Source organism: Gelidibacter sp. F63206 (assembly GCF_023015735.1).
Map to the genome: position 1 here is coordinate 1 of NZ_JALKAU010000072.1, position 19,722 is coordinate 19,722.

Below are 19,722 nucleotides of genomic sequence, written 5' to 3' on the forward strand. Positions count from 1 at the left end.
GACTGATAGCCTATAGTTTCTTGCCAAAAAAGCCAAGTATTAAATATCATACCGTAAAAACAGATCAACTCGTCCTTTTTTAATCGAACTCAGGTCTTTAAGAAATAATATAAAAACATGAGTAATCTCATAGTTTTGGCGGTACTACTTAAAGATTGCCACGTCGCTCCTCCGTCGCTCTCTTCCTGCGGCATTCAGGCTTGCAATGATGCCGAGGTGGAGGTGGAGGAGTAGCGAGGAACACCATTTAGCTGTCATTGCGAGAACTCCCACCCAAGCGTCATTGCGAGGGAGGAACGACCGCGGCAATCTCATGGTTTTGGTGCCATAATAAACAGATTACTAACAATTGATTGTTTTTTAATTTAGGTATTAGTGAATGCTTCGCATTTGCCACGTCGCTCCTTCGTCGCTTTCTGCCTGGACGGCAGATAGGCTTTCAATGACACTTTGTTGTTGCATCTCAAGCCCTTCGACTCCGCTCAAGACAGGCTGCTCAGGGTGACAAGGGAATGTCAGGGTGAGCGCAGTCGAACCCGTTGTTTATAACGAATTGTATTGTTTCATATCATGCTTTTCGTCTCCGCTCAGGACAGGCTGCTCAAGGTGACCGATGACGGAAGACCGATGACAGAGGACTGCCTGCCCGTCCACCTGCCCGTCTATAGCTTTAGCGGAGGCGGGTAGCTTTAGCGGAGGCGGGATGAACGATTAACGATTGTTGATTGTTGTGAATTATGATTGATTAACGATTAACGATTGGAGAATGTTGATTTTTGAATAACGGATAACGGATAACGATTGTTTATGTACTGAAGACTGCCTGCCCGTCCGCAGCTTTAGCGAAGGCGGGAAGACTGATTATTGATTACTTAACAGGTTAGACACGCTCCACAAAGACCATCAACCCCACATTTTTGCAATTAATTGAAATCAGTTCAAATCAGTTGTATCTGTGTTATCAGCGTTCTATTAAAAACAGTCAAGTTTATCAAAGTAAGAAGAACAAATTTCCGGTCTGCCAACTGGAAGGTAAATTCAAGATTAACGAACAATGATTAACGATTGAAATTTGTACTGATTACTGGACACTGCCAACTGCCTGCCCGTCCGTGAGCCCGTCCGTAGCTTTAGCGAAGACGGGTAGCATTTACGGAGGCGGGAAGACTGAAAACTGAAGACTAAAATCTGATGCCACTGAACTTCACGAAGTGCAAAACAATTGCCATATTCTCTTGCGACCTTAGCGAAAAAACCTTGCGACCTTAGCGTTTTATTTTAACCGCAAGGAGCGCAAAGTTAATCGCAATGGGCGCAATAATAAATTCAGTTATGTTTTTAACAGACAACAGACAACAGACAACAGGCAACAGACAACAGACAACAGACAACAGACAACAGACAACAGGCAACAGACAACAGACAACAGGCAACAGACAACAGACAACAGACAACAGACAACAGACAACAGACAACAGACAACAGACAACAGACAACAGACAATTTTATACATGAAACCTGAAACTCGCAACGCGAACCTCCACACCGCAATTTCGGCCGCCCTTGAAGCCGGAAAAGTCATCTTGGACATCTACAATTCCGTTGATTTTGAGGTGGAACTTAAAGACGATAATTCTCCTTTAACCAAAGCTGATACCGCTGCGCACCATGTCATCATGGCGCATTTAAGTACTACGGATATCCCTGTGCTCTCAGAAGAAGGGAAATCCATTGCATATCACACACGGAAAGACTGGAAGCACTTATGGATCGTCGATCCCATAGATGGCACCAAGGAATTCATTAAGCGCAATGGCGAATTCACCGTCAACATTGCTTTGATTAAAAACCAAAAACCAGTTCTAGGGGTCATTTTTGTTCCTGTCACAGGGGATTTGTATTTTTCTTGTTCCTGCCTTAGCGGCAGGCAGGCAAGTTCCTGCCCGTCCCTGCCCGGGGAAGTCATTCATGCGGGCGGCAGGCGGGCAACTTCAACTTCTCCCGATAGCTATCGGGATTCAACTTCTACTTCAGGCTCCTATAAAGTCAAAGTAGATCTCATTAATTTCGATATAGAGAGTTTGATTACCAAGGCTGAAAGGCTCCCTCTCCCCAGAACAAACAACAGGTTTACCATTCTGGCCAGTCGCTCACATCCCTCTGAGGCCTCAGAATCGTATATCCATAAGTTAAAACAAAAACACGGTGAGGTTGAGCTGGTGGCTAAGGGCAGTTCCTTAAAATTTTGTCTAATCGCAGAAGGACAAGCCGATTGCTACCCCAAATTTGGACCCACAATGGAGTGGGACACCGCTGCGGGGCAGGCCATTTGTGAACAGGCTGGGGTTGAGGTCCTGGATTGGAATTCTAAAGAGGATTTGCTTTATAATAGGGAAGACTTATTGAACCCTTGGTTTATAGTGCAGAAACAAATGCTATTTTAAATGGGATTTCCTCAATATTGTTGTAGTTTTGCAGCCGATTGAAACGCTTTTTTAGCGTTTTGTGTTTTATATAAGCCATTGGTCCTCATCATATTAATTGTTTTAATGTGAGTGAGAGTGGCGAAGCCATTTTAAGAGTTGTTTGTTTTCTGAGGTGGAGTTAGTGGTATCATAAAATAAATACTTGTTATACATGTTTAATAACTAGCTTTCCCTGTTTGGAAATAGGAAAGTCATTATTAAGGTTTATATAAGGTGTTCTTAATTTTTAATCAAATAAACGGACTAAGTAAATGAAAAATTTCGCACTTATTGGAGCCTCAGGTTATATTGCTCCAAGACATATGAAAGCTATAAAGGAAACTGGCAATACCTTAATTGCCGCACTTGATCCATATGATGGTATCGGAATCATGGATAGTCATTTTCCGCAGGCCAGTTTTTTTACGGAATTTGAACGTTTTGATCGCTTTGTGGATAAATGGCGAAGGGATAGCGGCAAGAAGATTGATTACGTTTCAATATGTTCGCCAAACTATTTACATGATTCACATATAAGATTTGCGTTGCGTAGCGGTGCTGATGCTATTTCTGAAAAGCCATTAGTGCTCAACCCTTGGAACGTAGATCAGTTGAAAACGATAGAAAGTGAAACGGGTAAAAAAATCAATAACATTCTTCAGTTGAGATTGCACCCCACTATTATCGCGTTAAAAGAGAAAGTTACCAAGGAATTGGAACAGAATCCAAATAGAGTTTATGATATTGACCTGACCTACTTAACTTCAAGGGGAAAATGGTATTTTGTGTCATGGAAAGGCAATGAATCAAAGTCAGGCGGGATCGCTTCCAATATTGGTGTGCATTTTTATGATATGTTGTGTTGGATCTTTGGAGATGTTACGGAGAATATCGTGCATCTAAAAACTCCAGATGCCAATGCTGGCTTTTTAAAATTAAAGCATGCAGACGTGAGATGGTTTTTATCGGTAAATTATGATTATATTCCAGATGCCGTTAAGAATAAAGGTCTCACAACCTATCGTTCCATAACTGTTGATAATGAGGAGATAGAATTTAGTGGTGGGTTTACGGATCTGCATACTAAGAGCTATGAAGAAATATTAAAGGGCAACGGATTTGGATTAGATGAAGCTTACGGCTCCATTAACACCGTTTCTACAATTAGAAACCTGGATCCTATTGGATTAAAAGGGGACTACCACCCGTTTTGTAAAAAAATTATATAATTCTTTTACCTTGCCTATGATTTTTATTGTTTAATCCCTAATCCCTAATCCCTAATCCCTAATCCCTAATCCCTAATCCCTAATACAATGAGCGATTTTTTTGTACACGAATCAAGTTATGTTGATGATAACGTCATCATTGGTAACGATACCAAAATCTGGCATTTTTCGCACATCTTATCACATACTCGTATTGGTGAAAACTGTTCTTTTGGTCAAAACTGCGTAGTTGGACCGAGAGTCACTATTGGCAACGGAGTGAAAACACAAAATAATATATCCATTTATGAAGGGGTTACCATTGAGGACGACGTTTTTTTAGGGCCCTCTATGGTGTTTACAAATGTTATCAATCCAAGAAGTTTTATTGTTCGGCGTGAAGAGTTTAAAAAAACATTGCTAAAAAAGGGGTGTTCCATTGGTGCCAACGCCACTATTGTATGTGGTAACACCATTGGTGAATATGCCTTTATCGGTGCTGGTACTGTGGTCATTAAAGACGTGCCAGATTATGCACTTGTTGTTGGTAATCCTTCCCGTCAAATTGGTTGGGTTAGTAAGGCTGGACATAAGTTGAACTTTAATGAAGATAACTTGGCAATTTGCCCGGAGACAAAAGAAAGATACTTCATTGAAGATAATAGTGTAAAGTTATTTTAACTTTAATATTATAGCCTTGAAAAGTAAACTAGAACAATCTGAGTTTGTGAAATAACATTTTAAACGTTTAATAAAACATATTGTAGTAATTGTAGTCACAAATTTTTAGTAAAAAATGCCAAAGAAATTGAGTTCTTATATGATGGATGTTGATTAGTTGTCAATGATCATGTGAAAAAGAATGGAAATAGGGATTAAACGAAGAAATAAATAGATACAAAAAAAGTCAATAAATAAGATGATTTTAAATAATAAAAAAATATTGGTTACTGGAGCCGACGGCTTCATAGGAAGTCATTTAGTTGAGAAATTAATTGATGATGGACATGAAGTAAAAGCGTTTGTTTATTATAATTCCTTTAACTCTTGGGGATGGCTTGATAGTTTTCCGAAAGAAAAACTAAGTAAAATTGAGATCTTTTCTGGAGATGTACGAGACCCAAATGGAGTACGGACTGCTATGAAAAACTGCGATATCGTTTTTCATTTAGCGGCATTAATAGCCATTCCTTATTCATATCATTCTCCAGACAGTTATGTAGATACCAATGTAAAAGGCACTTTAAATATAATTCAAGCTGCTAAGGATTTAGAAGTCGAAAGAGTTTTGGTAACATCTACTTCAGAAGTTTATGGAACAGCACAATATGTTCCAATCGATGAAAAACATCCAAAGCAGCCTCAATCACCCTATTCAGCTTCGAAGATTGGTGCGGATTGTATGGCAGACTCATTTTACCGGTCATTTGATATGCCAATAACTATCGTACGACCTTTTAACACCTACGGACCAAGACAATCTGCAAGAGCAATTATTCCAACAATAATTACTCAACTTTTAAATGGTTTTGATGAAATTAACTTGGGAGATTTAACTCCTACCAGAGACTTATTATATGTTAAAGACACGATAAGCGGTTTTATTAAAATTGCTGAAACTGACAGTTTAATTGGACATGAATGCAACATAGCGACAAGCTCTGAGATTTCTATGCGAAAAATGGCTGATACACTAATTGAACTGATCAACCCAAATGCTAAAATTATTCAAGATGAAGATAGAATGCGACCTGAAAAGTCAGAAGTCTTCCGTTTGTTTGGTGATAATTCTAAGCTTTTGAAACATACCGACTGGAAAGTTGAACATAGTCTTGAACAAGGATTGCGACAAACAATTGACTGGTTTTCTAATAAAGAAAATTTAAAACACTATAAAGCTGATATATATAATGTTTAGCGATGTTGTAAATTTTATAAAATTTCAATTTCCAAATCGCGACTTTATTCCGCTACACGAACCGCGTTTTATTGGCAATGAAAAAAAGTATCTTTTAGACACTATAGATTCCACGTTTGTTTCTTCAGTAGGTGCCTATGTTGATAAGTTTGAGAACATGATGCAGGATATTACCAAAACCAAAAAGGCCGTGGCGGTTGTTAATGGGACTGCGGGAATCCAAGTTGCTTTGCGTTTGGTTGGAGTGAAAGATGGAGATGAAGTTTTAACCCAAGCCCTTACTTTTGTGGCAACAGCCAATGCAATTGCTTATAATGGAGCCAAACCGGTTTTTCTGGATGTTGATCGGGACACAATGGGATTATCTCCGGTTGCCCTTCAAAATTTCCTAGAAGAGTATGGTGACATTCGAGAAGATGGCTGCTACAACAAGAAGACTGGAAATCGCATTAGTGCGTGTTTACCAATGCATACCTTTGGTTTCCCCGCTCGTATTGATGAAATAATTAGGATATGCAATATTTGGAAAATCCCAGTTGTGGAAGATGCGGCAGAATCTTTAGGCAGTGAATATAAAGGGCAACCTACCGGAAGTTTTGGAGAAGTAGGTGTTTTCTCTTTTAATGGAAACAAAATAGTAACCAGTGGAGGAGGCGGAGCAATAGTTACAAATAATACTGCCTTAGGAATTAAAGCGAAATATTTAACCACTACGGCAAAGCAACCTCATGCCTATGAGTATGTTCATGATGAGTTGGGATATAATTATAGGATGCCAAATCTTAACGCTGCTTTGGCTTGTGCACAACTTGAAAAGCTTAGCTGGTTTCTTGAAAAGAAGAGGGAGTTAGCTAAAAACTATGAAGAATTCTTTAAAGGATCAGACACTATATTCAGGACAGAATTGCCGGAAACAAAAGTGAATTATTGGTTGATGTGTGTAGAACTTGAAAATAAAAATGCCAGAGATTTGTTTTTAAAAGAAACCAATGAAGCAAAGGTAATGACCAGGCCAATCTGGGAATTGATGTTTAGATTGCCTATGTATGAAAATTGTTTAAAAGATGAACAAATGAATGCCAGATTTTTGGTGGATAGAATTGTAAATATTCCAAGCAGTGTTAAATAAAATCAGATAAAATGCTAAAAAGTAAATACTATACTGAAAATGAATTGTCAGATTTTGGGTTTAAGAAAATCGGAAAGAATGTAAAAATCTCATCGGACGCAAGAATTTATGGACAAGAAAACATCTCCATTGGAAATAATGTGAGGATTGATGATTTTGTAATTTTATCAGCTACAAAGGGATTTATAGAAATTGGGAATAATGTATTTATTGCCAGAGGATGTCATTTGAGTGGTTTTTTTGGAATTATCTTAAAAAATTTTTCAAGTATGGCAGCCAATACAATAATTTATAGTGCATCGGATGACTATTCAGGAAACTTTCTTACAGCACAATCAATACCTCAAGAATACACCTCACATATTGGAGGCTTGGTGACCATTGGTAAGCATGTTATTATTGGAGCAGGAACTGTTATTATTGGAGGTTGTCATATTGGAGAAGGCTGTAGCATTGGTTCAATGTCTTTAGTAACAAAAGATTTGGAAGAATGGAGTGTTTATGCTGGAATTCCTGCCAAAATATTAAAGAAACGTAGTAATAAGTTGCTTGAGTTGGAGAAGAAGTTAATTAGTGATAGGCCTGAATTCGGATAACGTGAAAAAATCTACCCACGTACTTTTAACGACAATTTTTCCTGCGTCAGAAAGCTATTTGGATGATTTTTTTATTTCCTTACAGAACCAAACCAATGCAGATTTTGATGTTTTGGTTATTAATGATGGTATTAAAAATTTTGAAACTTACAAAGCTAAATATGCCAGTTTAAATATTATTGAAGTTAAAGCCGCCGAATCTCCTGCTAAAAATAGAGAAATAGGTATTAATACGGTATTAGAATTAGGGTATAAGTGTATTGTATTTGGTGATAGCGATGATTATTTTTCGGAAAATAGAATTAAAAGATCTATTAAATCTTTAGAGGAAAACGATTTGGTTTTTAATGAACTAACTGTTTTTGGCGAAAGCTTTAGAATTGAAAACTTCTTAGCGAAGGAAATTAAAAATTTAGATAGGATACAGGAAACAATATTCGACGGTAATGTTTTTGGTCTTTCAAATATAGCAGTTCGATCCGAAATGATTTTAAGAAAATTGGATTTTGATAAAAACTTAATTGCAGTAGATTGGTTTTTTATAACCACTTTACTCATACAAAATAACTATAAAATCAAGTTCTTAGGAGACGTTCAAACATATTACAGACAGTATAACAACAATACTATTGGAATGTCATTGCTGTTAACAGACCAAAAATTAGAGTTGGGAATTAAAGTAAAGGAAATACACTATTCAGCTTTAATTAGGTATTGTAATACCTATGCTTTGGAAAGTTATACAACATTGTTTGAAAATAAACTTAAGCAAATTCAGAATCTAAAAGTAGAATTGAAAAATGATGCCTTTAAAAGGAGATATATAAAATTTATAAATTCAAATTTTAAGGCAGTTTTTACGGGCTGGTGGAGTGAAATAATAAATTTAGAAACCTATTTTAAATATGAAAATAAAAATTAATAGTTCGAAAGAAATATTTAATTATTCAGAACCTTATATTATTGCTGAAATTGGAGCCAATCACAACGGAGATATGGATTTGGCAAAAAGGATAATTGATAGTGCCAAAGAATGTGGCGCAGATGCAGTGAAATTTCAATCATGGACACCAAGTTCACTTGTTTCTAAAAGTGAATATGATAAGAACCAATCTTATGATGATGGAGATGGTGGCAAAAAACATTTTGGTTCTTTAAAAGAAATGGTCGAAAAATATGCTTTAACAGAAGACCAGCATTTTGAATTGAAAGACTATTGTAAAACTATTGGAATTGACTTTTGCTCTTCACCATTTTCCAAGAACGAAGTTGATTTACTCATAAAACTGGATGTGCCGTTTTTAAAAATAGCCTCAATGGATATTAACAATTTAGAATTGTTAAAACATATGGCAAAATATCAAAAACCAATTATCCTATCCACAGGAATGTCAACTATTTCAGAAATAGAAAGAGCTGTAAAAACAATTGAGAATGAAGGTAATACACAAATTATCATTTTGCATTGTATTTCAATTTATCCTCCAAAAAATGAAGATATTCATTTAAATAATATTAAAATGTTACAGCAAACTTTCAATTATCCAATTGGATTCTCCGACCATACAATCGGAACATCCATTCCATTGGCGGCAGTAGCACTTGGAGCTTGTGTAATAGAGAAACATTTCACATTAGATAAGGATATGCCAGGTTGGGATCATCAAATATCTGCTGATCCGAGAGAGATGAAGGAGATTGTTAGAGAAAGTAAAAACATTCAACAATCACTGGGAAGTTTTACTAGGATTGTCTCCGCAGATGAAGAAAGTAAAAAACTTAAATTTAGAAGAAGCATTGTTGCTGGTAAAAAATTGAGAAAAGGAGATACCATTAAATTGGAAGACCTTGAGGTAAAACGACCTGGTTCTGGAATCGCTCCTGACGAAATAAAATATGTTGTAGGTAGAACTCTGAAAAATGATATAGAAGTAGATACTTTATTAGAATGGGAGAATTTAAATTAATATAATGATGGAACTTAATGATATTCTAATTTCTGAGGACCATGATATTCTATATGCTCTCAAAAAATTGAACAGTATTAGAGAGGTAAGTGGACTTATTTTGTTTGTTCACGATAAAGATGAGAGGATTGTAGGATCACTTACTGATGGAGATATCAGAAGATCACTCGCTGAAGATGCTGATATCAACAAATCCGTGGGTCTAATTTGTAATAGAAATTTTATTTTTAAATATGATAATAAGGGGTTTTTAGATTTAAAACCATATAAGAATGGAGTTATTAAGATTTTGCCTATCCTAAACGACGATAAAAAACTGGTGCGGATTATAGATTTGGAGAAGGAAGTCGCTGCTTTACCTATAGAGTGTATGATCATGGCTGGAGGAAGAGGTAAACGTCTCAGTCCGTTAACAGATGAAATTCCAAAACCCATGTTGCCATTAGGTAATATGCCAATAATAGAACATAATATTAATCACCTAATAAGGTATGGTATTAAGAAAATTTATATCTCTTTAAATTACTTAGGAGAGCAAATTCAGGACTATTTCGGAGATGGAAGTCAGAAAGGAATTAACATAGAATATGTATGGGAGGATAAGTTTTTGGGAACCGCAGGATCATTGGCATTAGTAGATGAATTTAAATCGGATAATGTACTTTTAATGAACAGCGATTTATTTACAAATGTTGATTTTGAAGCAATGTATATAGACCTCGTTAAATTTGAGGCAGACATGGTGGTAGCTTCTACAGTATACAAGGTGGACGTACCCTATGCTGTTTTTGACACAAATGAGAATCAAATACTTGACTTTAAAGAAAAGCCAACTTATGTTTATCATTCTAATGCTGGAATATATATATTGAATAAAAGATTGATTAATAAAATTCCAAAAAATGAATTTTATGATATCACTGACTTAATGGAAAGCGTTGTAAAAGATGGTGGAAAGTTAATTCATAATCCAATATTAGGATTTTGGATCGATATTGGAAAGCCTGATGATTACATTAGAGCACAAGAATTAGTGGAACATATAAAATAAAATGATAGTAATAATACCAGCCCGAGGTGATTCAAAAGGATTGCCAGGTAAAAATGTCAAATTACTGAGTGGTAAACCTTTAATAGCCTATACTATAGAAGCTGCATTGACATCTAAATTAGTGAGTAGAGTAATAGTTTCTACTGATGACTCGAATATTGCTGAAGTTGCAGAGAAATATGGTGCCGAAGTTCCTTTTCTTAGACCAAAACATCTCGCTGAGGACGATTCTTTAGCGGTAGACACTTATCTATATACGATCAATCGTATTTGTAAAGAGGAAAGCATTAACGTGGAGAGTCTAATTGTACTACAACCAACCTCGCCCCTGCGAACCAGTTATGATGTTGATAATGCTATTAAATTATTTAAAGTTAATAATGCGGACTCCGTTATTAGTTACACACAAGAAATGCATCCTATATCATGGCATAAAAATATTGATAGTGATCAAAGAATTATTTCCCTACCAAATGAAAAGCTACAAAATAGACAAGATTTACAACCAACATATTACCCTAACGGTGCCATATATATATTTAAGTATGAGTTGTTGAAGTCTAGAACGTATTATACTGAAAATTCATTTGCTTATATAATGCCTAGAAATAGATCTATCGATATTGATTATATTGATGATTTTGAATATGCAGAATTTCTGATTTCGAAAAATAAATTATAAAAAAATTAAAGGAATTAATTGCTCAAGTCGAAATTTAGAACGCGGTATTAAATATAATAATGACCGATAGATTAAGCAGTGATTATTTAGTTCTTGAAAATACATAAAAGTGGATTATTCATGCTAACGATCAATTTAAGTCGTATAAGAAATCTTCCAATTGAGAATAAAGATGATTGTCTTCTTGATATTCCAAATAGCATAAACCAAGAAGAAAAATTAAATGTTTCAGATTTCTATAATCAAGATGACCTATATAAAGGAGCTCTGAATCTTTATAAAGAATTTATTGATCAAATTGTTTCTCAAAAAAATATTTTATCATATAACATTAATGGCTTACCTATTTACTGGTTGTCTGATACGGGGAGTAAGCACCCAATATACCATTGGGGGAAAGATTTTTTTTTATTATTAACGCTACTAAAATATTCTTCAGAAACCATTCAGGAAGAATATCGACAGCTCACATTGATTTTACCTAATGAACTTTTGTGCTTTGAAAACTCTATAAGAAAGCTACTTGTTAAATATAAATATGACATTTCAGTTCAGATATTATTTTTAGCACCTATTCAAAGTAAAACTAATTTTAAAAGTATTTTAAAAAGTTCAATATCTGTAATTAAATCTATTTTGCTTTACCGAAATAACAAAGTGTATATAAAAGCAAACTCAAATAACTATTATTTAATTAATTCCTTAAAAAACAAACTAGATTATAATGGTCAATATTTGGAGTTAAAGAAAATATTTACTTTAGAAAATAAAGTTCTATCGATTATTCCCGTATTGGAATGGCGACTTCAACATAGTCCTGCACCTGAAACACCACAAGAATTTATTGATAAAAAACCAAATATAATCGAAATTTTAAATACGCTATTTCAATTACTAAATCTCTCTTATAAGATTAAAAGGACAAAATTCAAAGAAATTAAAATTGATGGCATTGATTTTACACTTAACTTTTTAAAAGAAGATTTATTAGCAACATTACAAAACAAAAGTGACTTAGTTTTTTTACATGTATGGTTAGATAATTTTTTTAAAACCCAAAATGCTTCGTTTCTGTATTCAGATGAATTTTATCCTTATGGTAAAACCATTAGTAGTGCCGTTAATCATTCTCAAAACCATAAAGCGTATTCTTATGGTATTCAACATGGAAATTTTAGCGAAGTACATACTGTCTATATGATAACTGATAAAGAAATTGATGCTGGACTTCCATTGCCTAATAAATTTATTGTATGGGGAAACTACTATAAAGAAATGTTTAAACAGAATAATAGCTTAAACAATGACTATATTTTACCGCTAGGAAATCCTAAATACATAAATTCAGGAGAAAAAGTTGACCATAAAAAAGGATCAATTACTATTAAAAATATTTTATGGTGTTTAACAACATTAGATTGCTTTGTCGCTGAATGGACTATAATAAAACACAGTGTAACACTACCTAATATTAAATTGACAATTAGATTGCATCCGGGAGGACACGTGAAAGCTGAGAATTTACTTGAAGTACTAAAAGACGCGGAATATAACATAAGCAGGGAGAAAAACCTTATCGACGATTTTAGGATGGCTGATTTAATATTAACGAGTGCTCATTCCACGGTTTTTTTAGACGCATTAATTACTAAAAACAAAGTTGTAAGGTTAATTACCAATAGATGGGTTGGTTCAAACAACATTCAGAGCAATTACATATTTAATGTTAAGGACAGTGAAGAGCTACATCATTTGTTTCTTAAATTGGAGAATATGACAAATGATAAAGAATATAAAGACGATTTTATAGAAATCAATAATAATAAATGGCGAAAATTTGTAAATAAAAATGATTAAATCATTAATAAATAAAATTTGTTTAAGGATATATGAGATCGGCAAATTTCTCAGTCAAAAAAATAAATATGATTCCTATAGAAGAAAATACAACATTTCTGAAAACTTTAGATTTAACGGAGATAACATATTATTCTATGGCGAAGGTAAGATCCATTGCGGTGAAGGGTCCTATATTGGTGAATTATCCACTATTCAATCCTCAAAGCGCTGCATAGTCTCAATCGGATGCCACTGTAGTATAAGTCATAATGTTCGAATTTATACGCAAAGTAGAATATCAGATCAAGATTTTTCAAAGTCCAAGGAAAATAAATTAGATAATGTTACCATAGGCGATTACGTTTGGATCGGAGCAAATGTTTTTATTAATCCTGGAGTCACAATAGGTAGTAATGCAATAGTCGGTGCTAATACAGTGGTAGTAAAAGATATTGAACCATTTACAATTGTAGGTGGGGTACCAGCTAAATTAATTAGAAGAAAGAAAATTGATGCTTAAGAAATTATTTTCACATACAATTTTATATGCACTAGGACCACAAATACCAAAACTTGCTAATATTGCCTTACTGCCCATTATCACCAAATATCTTACGCCATTGGACTATGGTGTTTACGGTACTATAATGGCGTATAATGGCTTGCTAATGGGATTACAAACTTTAGGTTTAGATGTATTATTAGTCAATTCATTTTTTAAAAAACCAAATCGATGGAGAAATTATTGGAGAAGATATAGTGGCATTTTATATTTATGGAAACAGCTATTTACTCTAATTTACATCATTATTTTATATTTAATTATTCCTGAAGAAGTAGGAGGCAATAAAACATTATTGATTGCTCTGTTGGTTATTCCTAATTACTTATTTTCTGTTGTAAATTCTTTGGGTGGTAGATACTTCCAAATAGCCCAGAAACCGCAAAGAATATTTATAACAACAGCTATAACAGGCACAGCTACCATTATTATCAGCTATTATTGTATTGTAATTTTAAAAATAGGTTATATGGGCTGGTATTACTCAGCCGCAGCGGGTGCCTTTATCATGTTCTGCTCATATTTTTGGCCAATCATGGTTCAATTAAAATTGTATCCTATTTTTAGTTTAAAAAAGTCGTTTGTAAAAAATACACTTAAGGTTGGTCTGCCAACTTTACCTCATAATTACTCAGCCTATTTGCTTAATTCTTCAGACCGGTTGGTAATGGATCAATTACATGTTTCTATAGACAATATTGGTAAATACAATATGGCATATATCATCGGTAATTATTTTGAAATACTCGGAACAGCAGTGGGTATGGCAGTTGGTCCTTATTACACAAAATTATTTAGTAAAGAAAATCCTGAAGCCGAAAACCAAGCGAGAGACCTAACTTTTTTTTTACAGATAGGTTTTATATTACTGTCCTTTACAGCTTCATTATGGGCGAAAGAGATTTTCAATATATTAATTAGCAATGAGGAGTTAAGTAGCGTATACTATATTGCGATTATAATAATTATGGGATATTCCTATCGACCAATGTATTGGGCATCTATAAGCAAATTATTCTATTTGGAAAAAACAAATCAATTATGGAAAGTATCCACTATAGGTGGCATTCTAAACGTAGGATTAAATTTAATTTTTATACCTATTTACGGTTTTGAAGCTGCAGCAATTACAACGTTCATCAGTTTGTTATATATTGGTTTTGCTGGATTCTACTTGAAAGATTATAAGCAAAACAATAATTTAAACTACTACCCCATAAGATGGTTAATCTTGATTTTGATGAGTTTAGTAACTGTTTATTTTTTAAAGGATATCTCTATATTTTTGAAATCCATTGTTACCTTAGGATTAATTATTTCATTCTTCATCTATTTCATAAGTAACAAGAATAAGTTAAATAGTATCGAATTATGATTACTATAATCGATTATAAGATAGGTAATATAACTTCAATACAAAAGATGTTAAAGAAGGCAGGATATGCTGATGCTATTATTTCTAGCCGAGTAGAAGACATTCAAAATGCTTCAAAGCTGATTCTGCCAGGAGTTGGGCATTTTGATTACGGCATGAAACAATTGAAATTTTCTGGTTTGTTGAAGGCCCTAAATAAAAGAGTTTTAGACGATAAGATACCAATTTTAGGAATATGTCTCGGTGCACAATTAATGACCAACGGAAGTGAAGAAGGAAAAGAAAAAGGATTGGGGTGGATTGATGCTCAAACCGTTCGATTTGATAAAAGCAAATTATCCAGTAATTTGAAAATTCCACATATGGGTTGGACTGATGTAGTCTATAAACAAGATGTGCCACTGTTTAAAGACATGCCAACAGATTCACGATTTTATTTTGTACATACCTACCATATGGCTTGTAATCAACCAGAGGATATAGCAGTTACCGCAACTTATGGATATGAGTTTACCGCAGGTTTTATAAAAGACAATATAATTGGTATGCAGTTTCATCCGGAAAAGAGTCATAAATACGGCATGCAATTCTTGCGTAATTTTATAGATAACTAATGATGAGACGCATTAGAGTCATACCTGTATTATTAATTCAAAATGGTGGCCTTGTTAAGTCAGTTAAATTTAAAAACCATAAGTATATTGGTGACCCCATTAATGCGGTTAAAATATTCAATGAAAAGGAAGTTGATGAAATTGTTGTTTTGGATATTTCCGCCACAAAGGAAAAGCGGGCTCCCAATATCTCCCAAATTAGGGAAATAGCAGGGGAGGCTTTTATGCCACTATCTTACGGAGGTGGTATCACCAGAATAGAGGAGGTAAAGGAAATACTTTATGAGGGGGCTGAGAAAGTGATTCTCAATGCGACGGCCTTTAAAAACCTTGATTTAATTACTCAAATTTCAGAACAATTTGGTAGTCAGAGTGCGGTTGTATCTATTGATGTTAAAAAAGATTGGTTGGGCAACTATAAGGTATATTTACAAAACGGATCAAAAAAAACAGGTATGACACCAGTTGAATTTGCTAAAAAAGCTGAACAAGCAGGTGCTGGTGAGCTTATTTTAATGGCCATTGATAGGGATGGGACCTACCAAGGCTTTGATATGGATCTGGTAAAGCAGGTTTCGAACACGGTTACCATTCCCGTAGTGGCCTGTGGTGGCGCATCACATTTGGATGATTTTGTGAATGTGGTCAATAATGCTGATGCATCTGCTGTTGCAGCAGGAAGTCTGTTTGTTTATGCATCAGAACAAAGAGGCGTGATGATCAATTACCCTAAACCTAACGTTTTAATAAATAATGTTTTTTCTAAAATAAGATGATAATAAAAAATAGTAAGTACCATCCAGATTTGTTTTCAAGCGTACCCTACCAAATGTGTACAAAAACGGTTATGGATACCACAGATCCTAAGATAACATTTGATAAACAAGGTGTTTCTAACCATTATTATGAATATCAGCAAACTGCTGAGAACGATTTGTTGGAAGAACCAAAACGTACACAAGTTTTAGAAAAGGCCATCGCTGAAATAAAAGCCAATGGAAAAGGAAAAAAATATGATTGTCTTATTGGACTAAGTGGAGGGGTCGATAGCAGCTATGTTGCATATTTGGTCCAACAATACGGACTTCGACCTTTAGCCGTACATTTTGATAACGGCTGGAACTCAGAACTCGCCGTGCACAACGTAAATAGCATTATTGAAAGCACCGGATTTGATTTACATACTATTGTAGTTAATTGGGAAGAGTTTAGGGATTTACAACTATCATATCTCAAAGCTTCGGTTATTGACATAGAAGTAGTGTCAGACCATGCCATTCAAGCCACAATGTTTAAGCTTGCATCAAAATTTGATATTGATTATATCATCAGTGGAACCAACATAGTGACTGAGTTTATCTTGCCGAAGGCTTGGATTTATACCAAATTGGATTATACGAATCTAAGAAATATTCATCGACAATTTGGTCATATTAAATTGGATACTTATCCAAGAGTTCCGTTTTGGAAATTAATTAAGTATACAGGCTTTAAGAAATTAGTTCCAATTTCTATTTTAGATTTTGTAGATTATAATAAGCAAGATGCTATAGATACTATCGTCAAAGAGTTTGATTGGCGTGATTACGGGGGGAAACATTGCGAATCACTTTGGACAAAATTCTATCAAAACCATATTTTACCAGAAAAATTTGGTGTGGACAAAAGGAAAGCGCATTTGAGCACTTTGATATGTTCTGGTCAAATCACCAGAGAGGACGCGCTAGCTGAGTTGCAAACTCCTATTTACGATGAAGCACAATTATTCATGGATAAAGAATATGTGTTAAAGAAACTAAATCTCTCCGTTGATGCCTTTGAGGATATCATGAAAAAGCCGCCAGTGCCTCATGAGTTTTATGGTACTAATGAAAAACTCAGAAAACGTTATATCACTCTTTTAGAGAGTACAAGTGCGTTTAGAAAACTGTTTAAATAACTATATGTCCAATCAGAATGTTTTAATTATTTCTCCTGAACCCTGGGGAAAGTCTAAAATTTCTAAACATCATTATGCCTTGGCGCTTGCTGAAATGGGTGCCAACGTGTACTTTCTTAACTTGAATGTTCAGAATAAAAGCTCCTCAGATGAAATTTGTAAAGATCACACAAATATTGTGCTGACCAATATCAATATTTCAAACTACGTCAACAAATTTAGATTTCACTTTAGATTTTTATATCATGTTATTTTGCCATTAAAGATTAAATCGTGGACTAAAAAGCATCCTAAACTGGATATCTTGATTTCATTTGATTGTAACGGCGTTTTTACAGATCTTTCTTTATTTAAGGCTAAACGTACCATCTTTTTTCCGGTAGATCAAGTGAATGTTAAGTATCGAGAAGCTTATAAAGGTTTTGATGAACTGGTATCGATTTCTCCAGTGATCCTTCGAGCCTTCCCAAATTTTGCACCGAAGAAATTGTTGCATCATGGTCTCAGTCCTTTTTTCTCACAAAAGGATTACCAGTATAAGGAGGTTATAAAACCAAAACACATTGCGTATGTAGGTAATTTACTTATTGGTCCCATCTTGGATAAATTGGTCATAAAGAAAATCGTTTCAAATCATTCAGAGCTGCAGTTCCATTTTTATGGTGCTTTTCAAACAGCCAATACGAATTTAGGGGTCGACACGTCTCCAGATACTTATGAATTTATTGATTTTTTAAGTGAGAGTGAAAATTGTGTGCTCCATGGTATTGTAACACCTGAAGAACTGGCTGCAGCATATCAAAATATTGATGCATTTTTAGTTTGCTATGATTATAAACATGACAAGAACGAATGTTCCAATTCCCATAAAATCATGGAATATCTATCCACAGGAAAACCCATAATTTCCACGAGGATTAGTATGTATGATAATGAAAATCTCTTTCCAATGTTGAATACATTTGATAATTCATACTTCCCTGAATTTTTTGATCAGCAAATGAAGGATTGGGATAATATATCCAACATCTCGCTATTTGAGAAAAGAAAGGCCTTTGCCAACAAAAATAGTTATGAAGATAATGTTTTGAAAATCTTAAGTTGAATTGAGAATACTTTGACAAATCCTATTTTATAACGGTACAATATTGGGATGACGAGTAATGAACTTTGACAGGAAAGTATTAGTTCTCAGAATAATTTCTATAATCAAAACACTTAGCAATAATTTTTAAGGAATATGTTCTACCAACTAAAGTTAACCCTAATTAATCAAGTGGTCTTTATAATAATGATATGAGAATTCTTTTAACAGTAGATCCTGAAATACCTGTTCCTCCTACCAACTATGGTGGTATAGAAAGAATTGTAGATGGTTTAATAACGGCCTTTCAAAAGCAAGGACATGAAGTATATTTGGTTGCGCATCCAAATTCGAAAAACAAGGATATAGTAAAACTTTTCGGATGGCCAAAGTTGCATTCTAGAGGCGTTATCAATGTTCTGAAGAATACACAATATCTGACAAAAATAGTTAATGAAATTAAGCCCGATATCATTCATAGCTTTAGCCGATTGCTTTATTTATATCCTTCCTTTTTATTTGCTAAGATTCCTGTAATTCAATCATACCAACGTGAAATAAGTAAAAAATCTAGTGTCATGGCTAGCAAAATTGCTGGCAAAAAACTTTCATTTACCTCCTGTGGTGAACACATGATTAAAACTCATCCAATTAGACATAAGTGTTCAGCAATTCATAATTTCACGAACACCAATTTTTTTGTCCCAAATAATGAGGTAAAAAAAGAGATTTTATTCTTTTTAGGACGTATAGAAAATGTAAAAGGCACTAAAGAAGCTATTGAAGTAGCACTTATGACACAAGAAAAGTTGGTAATTGCTGGAAATATCTCTAGTGGTTTTGAAGATTATTTTGAATCGTCCATCAAGCCATTTTTGGATCACCCATTAATAAGCTATGTCGGCCCTATCAATGATGATAAAAAACTAAGGTTTTTTCAGAAGTCTAAGGCCTTCCTATTTCCAATTAAATGGGAAGAACCGTTTGGAATTGTCATGGCAGAAGCTTTATCATGTGGGGTTCCTGTCATCGGTTTTAATAGAGGGTCAGTGCCAGAAGTTGTTAAATCTGAGGTGAACGGATTTATTGTGGAAGATGTAAAAGGCATGGCCGATGCTGTTAACAGATTGAATGAAATTAATTTGGAAACTGTGAGGATGGATGCTGTACAACGATTTTCAGTTGAATCGATTTCTTTAGAGTATATAAGACTATACGAGCAAAAACTACATGGCTCTACCAAAGTAAACGGTTGAACTATGGTTAATGTCTCTCATCTTAGTATCTTCGGAT

General features: G+C 34.4%; 18 protein-coding genes and 1 pseudogene. All 19 read left to right on the forward strand.

Annotation, left to right across the window (positions count from 1 at the left end; all coding sequences use genetic code 11):
* The first annotated feature begins 1,308 nt into the window (after positions 1-1,308).
* The gene (locus tag MWU32_RS03595) at positions 1,309-1,515 is read left to right on the forward strand and encodes a hypothetical protein (RefSeq protein WP_246937878.1); all 207 of its coding nucleotides are present in this window, start codon (positions 1,309-1,311) and stop codon (positions 1,513-1,515) included.
* Complete coding sequence (locus tag MWU32_RS03600; RefSeq protein WP_246937880.1) at positions 1,512-2,444, forward strand: 3'(2'),5'-bisphosphate nucleotidase CysQ; 933 nt, start codon at positions 1,512-1,514, stop codon at positions 2,442-2,444. The genes MWU32_RS03595 and MWU32_RS03600 overlap by 4 nt, the downstream gene beginning before the upstream one ends.
* Before the next feature lie 293 nt (positions 2,445-2,737).
* Positions 2,738-3,694: a Gfo/Idh/MocA family protein gene (locus MWU32_RS03605; protein ID WP_246937881.1), complete on the forward strand. Its 957-nt coding sequence runs from the start codon at positions 2,738-2,740 to the stop codon at positions 3,692-3,694.
* A gap of 87 nt (positions 3,695-3,781) precedes the next feature.
* Complete coding sequence (locus MWU32_RS03610; RefSeq protein ID WP_246937883.1) at positions 3,782-4,354, forward strand: acyltransferase; 573 nt, start codon at positions 3,782-3,784, stop codon at positions 4,352-4,354.
* A 238-nt stretch (positions 4,355-4,592) separates the two neighbouring features.
* On the forward strand, positions 4,593-5,591 hold the full coding sequence (locus MWU32_RS03615) for an NAD-dependent 4,6-dehydratase LegB (protein WP_246937885.1): 999 nt from the start codon (positions 4,593-4,595) through the stop codon (positions 5,589-5,591).
* Positions 5,584-6,720, forward strand: a complete 1,137-nt coding sequence (locus MWU32_RS03620; RefSeq protein WP_246937887.1) for a LegC family aminotransferase — start codon at positions 5,584-5,586, stop codon at positions 6,718-6,720. The genes MWU32_RS03615 and MWU32_RS03620 overlap by 8 nt, the downstream gene beginning before the upstream one ends.
* An 11-nt stretch (positions 6,721-6,731) precedes the next feature.
* Positions 6,732-7,316 carry an acyltransferase gene (locus MWU32_RS03625; RefSeq protein WP_246937889.1) on the forward strand — a complete coding sequence of 195 codons (585 nt, stop codon included), beginning with the start codon at positions 6,732-6,734 and terminating at the stop codon, positions 7,314-7,316.
* A 1-nt stretch (position 7,317) separates the two neighbouring features.
* Positions 7,318-8,238, forward strand: a complete 921-nt coding sequence (locus MWU32_RS03630) for a glycosyltransferase family 2 protein (RefSeq protein ID WP_246937891.1) — start codon at positions 7,318-7,320, stop codon at positions 8,236-8,238.
* Positions 8,222-9,283, forward strand: a complete 1,062-nt coding sequence (locus MWU32_RS03635) for an N-acetylneuraminate synthase family protein (protein ID WP_246937893.1) — start codon at positions 8,222-8,224, stop codon at positions 9,281-9,283. The genes MWU32_RS03630 and MWU32_RS03635 overlap by 17 nt, the downstream gene beginning before the upstream one ends.
* Positions 9,284-9,290: 7 nt before the next feature.
* The gene (locus tag MWU32_RS03640; RefSeq protein WP_246937936.1) at positions 9,291-10,334 is read left to right on the forward strand and encodes a nucleotidyltransferase family protein; all 1,044 of its coding nucleotides are present in this window, start codon (positions 9,291-9,293) and stop codon (positions 10,332-10,334) included.
* Position 10,335: 1 nt separating this feature from the next.
* Complete coding sequence (locus tag MWU32_RS03645) at positions 10,336-11,016, forward strand: cytidylyltransferase domain-containing protein (RefSeq protein ID WP_246937895.1); 681 nt, start codon at positions 10,336-10,338, stop codon at positions 11,014-11,016.
* A 120-nt stretch (positions 11,017-11,136) separates the two neighbouring features.
* Positions 11,137-12,873 (forward strand): hypothetical protein, encoded by a 1,737-nt coding sequence (locus MWU32_RS03650; protein WP_246937897.1) that lies wholly within the window; start codon positions 11,137-11,139, stop codon positions 12,871-12,873.
* A gap of 334 nt (positions 12,874-13,207) precedes the next feature.
* Positions 13,208-13,351 (forward strand): annotated as a pseudogene (locus MWU32_RS05460) (DapH/DapD/GlmU-related protein); the annotation flags it as partial.
* Between the two features lie 16 nt (positions 13,352-13,367).
* The gene (locus tag MWU32_RS03660) at positions 13,368-14,792 is read left to right on the forward strand and encodes a polysaccharide biosynthesis C-terminal domain-containing protein (RefSeq protein WP_246937901.1); all 1,425 of its coding nucleotides are present in this window, start codon (positions 13,368-13,370) and stop codon (positions 14,790-14,792) included.
* On the forward strand, positions 14,789-15,406 hold the full coding sequence (gene hisH / locus MWU32_RS03665; protein WP_246937904.1) for an imidazole glycerol phosphate synthase subunit HisH: 618 nt from the start codon (positions 14,789-14,791) through the stop codon (positions 15,404-15,406). Before MWU32_RS03660 ends, hisH begins: the two co-directional genes overlap by 4 nt.
* The gene (locus tag MWU32_RS03670) at positions 15,406-16,182 is read left to right on the forward strand and encodes an AglZ/HisF2 family acetamidino modification protein (RefSeq protein ID WP_246937906.1); all 777 of its coding nucleotides are present in this window, start codon (positions 15,406-15,408) and stop codon (positions 16,180-16,182) included. The genes hisH and MWU32_RS03670 overlap by 1 nt, the downstream gene beginning before the upstream one ends.
* Positions 16,179-17,345 carry an N-acetyl sugar amidotransferase gene (locus MWU32_RS03675; protein WP_246937908.1) on the forward strand — a complete coding sequence of 389 codons (1,167 nt, stop codon included), beginning with the start codon at positions 16,179-16,181 and terminating at the stop codon, positions 17,343-17,345. Before MWU32_RS03670 ends, MWU32_RS03675 begins: the two co-directional genes overlap by 4 nt.
* A 4-nt stretch (positions 17,346-17,349) precedes the next feature.
* Positions 17,350-18,450, forward strand: coding sequence for a hypothetical protein (locus MWU32_RS03680; RefSeq protein WP_246937910.1), 1,101 nt, complete (start codon positions 17,350-17,352; stop codon positions 18,448-18,450).
* Between the two features lie 191 nt (positions 18,451-18,641).
* Positions 18,642-19,685 carry a glycosyltransferase gene (locus MWU32_RS03685; protein WP_246937912.1) on the forward strand — a complete coding sequence of 348 codons (1,044 nt, stop codon included), beginning with the start codon at positions 18,642-18,644 and terminating at the stop codon, positions 19,683-19,685.
* The last annotated feature ends 37 nt before the right edge of the window (positions 19,686-19,722 follow it).

Excerpts from the sequence above, each read along its gene's own strand:
- MWU32_RS03605 (WP_246937881.1), top strand. The coding sequence starts at position 2,738 with ATGAAAAATTTCGCACTTATTGGAGCCTCAGGTTATATTGCTCCAAGA.
- MWU32_RS03595 (WP_246937878.1), top strand. The coding sequence starts at position 1,309 with ATGGGCGCAATAATAAATTCAGTTATGTTTTTAACAGACAACAGACAA.
- MWU32_RS03635 (WP_246937893.1), top strand. The coding sequence starts at position 8,222 with ATGAAAATAAAAATTAATAGTTCGAAAGAAATATTTAATTATTCAGAA.
- MWU32_RS03680 (WP_246937910.1), top strand. The coding sequence starts at position 17,350 with ATGTCCAATCAGAATGTTTTAATTATTTCTCCTGAACCCTGGGGAAAG.
- MWU32_RS03640 (WP_246937936.1), top strand. The coding sequence starts at position 9,291 with ATGGAACTTAATGATATTCTAATTTCTGAGGACCATGATATTCTATAT.
- MWU32_RS03660 (WP_246937901.1), top strand. The coding sequence starts at position 13,368 with ATGCTTAAGAAATTATTTTCACATACAATTTTATATGCACTAGGACCA.
- MWU32_RS03615 (WP_246937885.1), top strand. The coding sequence starts at position 4,593 with ATGATTTTAAATAATAAAAAAATATTGGTTACTGGAGCCGACGGCTTC.
- MWU32_RS03645 (WP_246937895.1), top strand. The coding sequence starts at position 10,336 with ATGATAGTAATAATACCAGCCCGAGGTGATTCAAAAGGATTGCCAGGT.
- MWU32_RS03600 (WP_246937880.1), top strand. The coding sequence starts at position 1,512 with ATGAAACCTGAAACTCGCAACGCGAACCTCCACACCGCAATTTCGGCC.
- MWU32_RS03620 (WP_246937887.1), top strand. The coding sequence starts at position 5,584 with ATGTTTAGCGATGTTGTAAATTTTATAAAATTTCAATTTCCAAATCGC.
- MWU32_RS03650 (WP_246937897.1), top strand. The coding sequence starts at position 11,137 with ATGCTAACGATCAATTTAAGTCGTATAAGAAATCTTCCAATTGAGAAT.
- MWU32_RS03685 (WP_246937912.1), top strand. The coding sequence starts at position 18,642 with ATGAGAATTCTTTTAACAGTAGATCCTGAAATACCTGTTCCTCCTACC.
- MWU32_RS03675 (WP_246937908.1), top strand. The coding sequence starts at position 16,179 with ATGATAATAAAAAATAGTAAGTACCATCCAGATTTGTTTTCAAGCGTA.
- MWU32_RS03670 (WP_246937906.1), top strand. The coding sequence starts at position 15,406 with ATGATGAGACGCATTAGAGTCATACCTGTATTATTAATTCAAAATGGT.
- hisH (WP_246937904.1), top strand. The coding sequence starts at position 14,789 with ATGATTACTATAATCGATTATAAGATAGGTAATATAACTTCAATACAA.
- MWU32_RS03625 (WP_246937889.1), top strand. The coding sequence starts at position 6,732 with ATGCTAAAAAGTAAATACTATACTGAAAATGAATTGTCAGATTTTGGG.
- MWU32_RS03610 (WP_246937883.1), top strand. The coding sequence starts at position 3,782 with ATGAGCGATTTTTTTGTACACGAATCAAGTTATGTTGATGATAACGTC.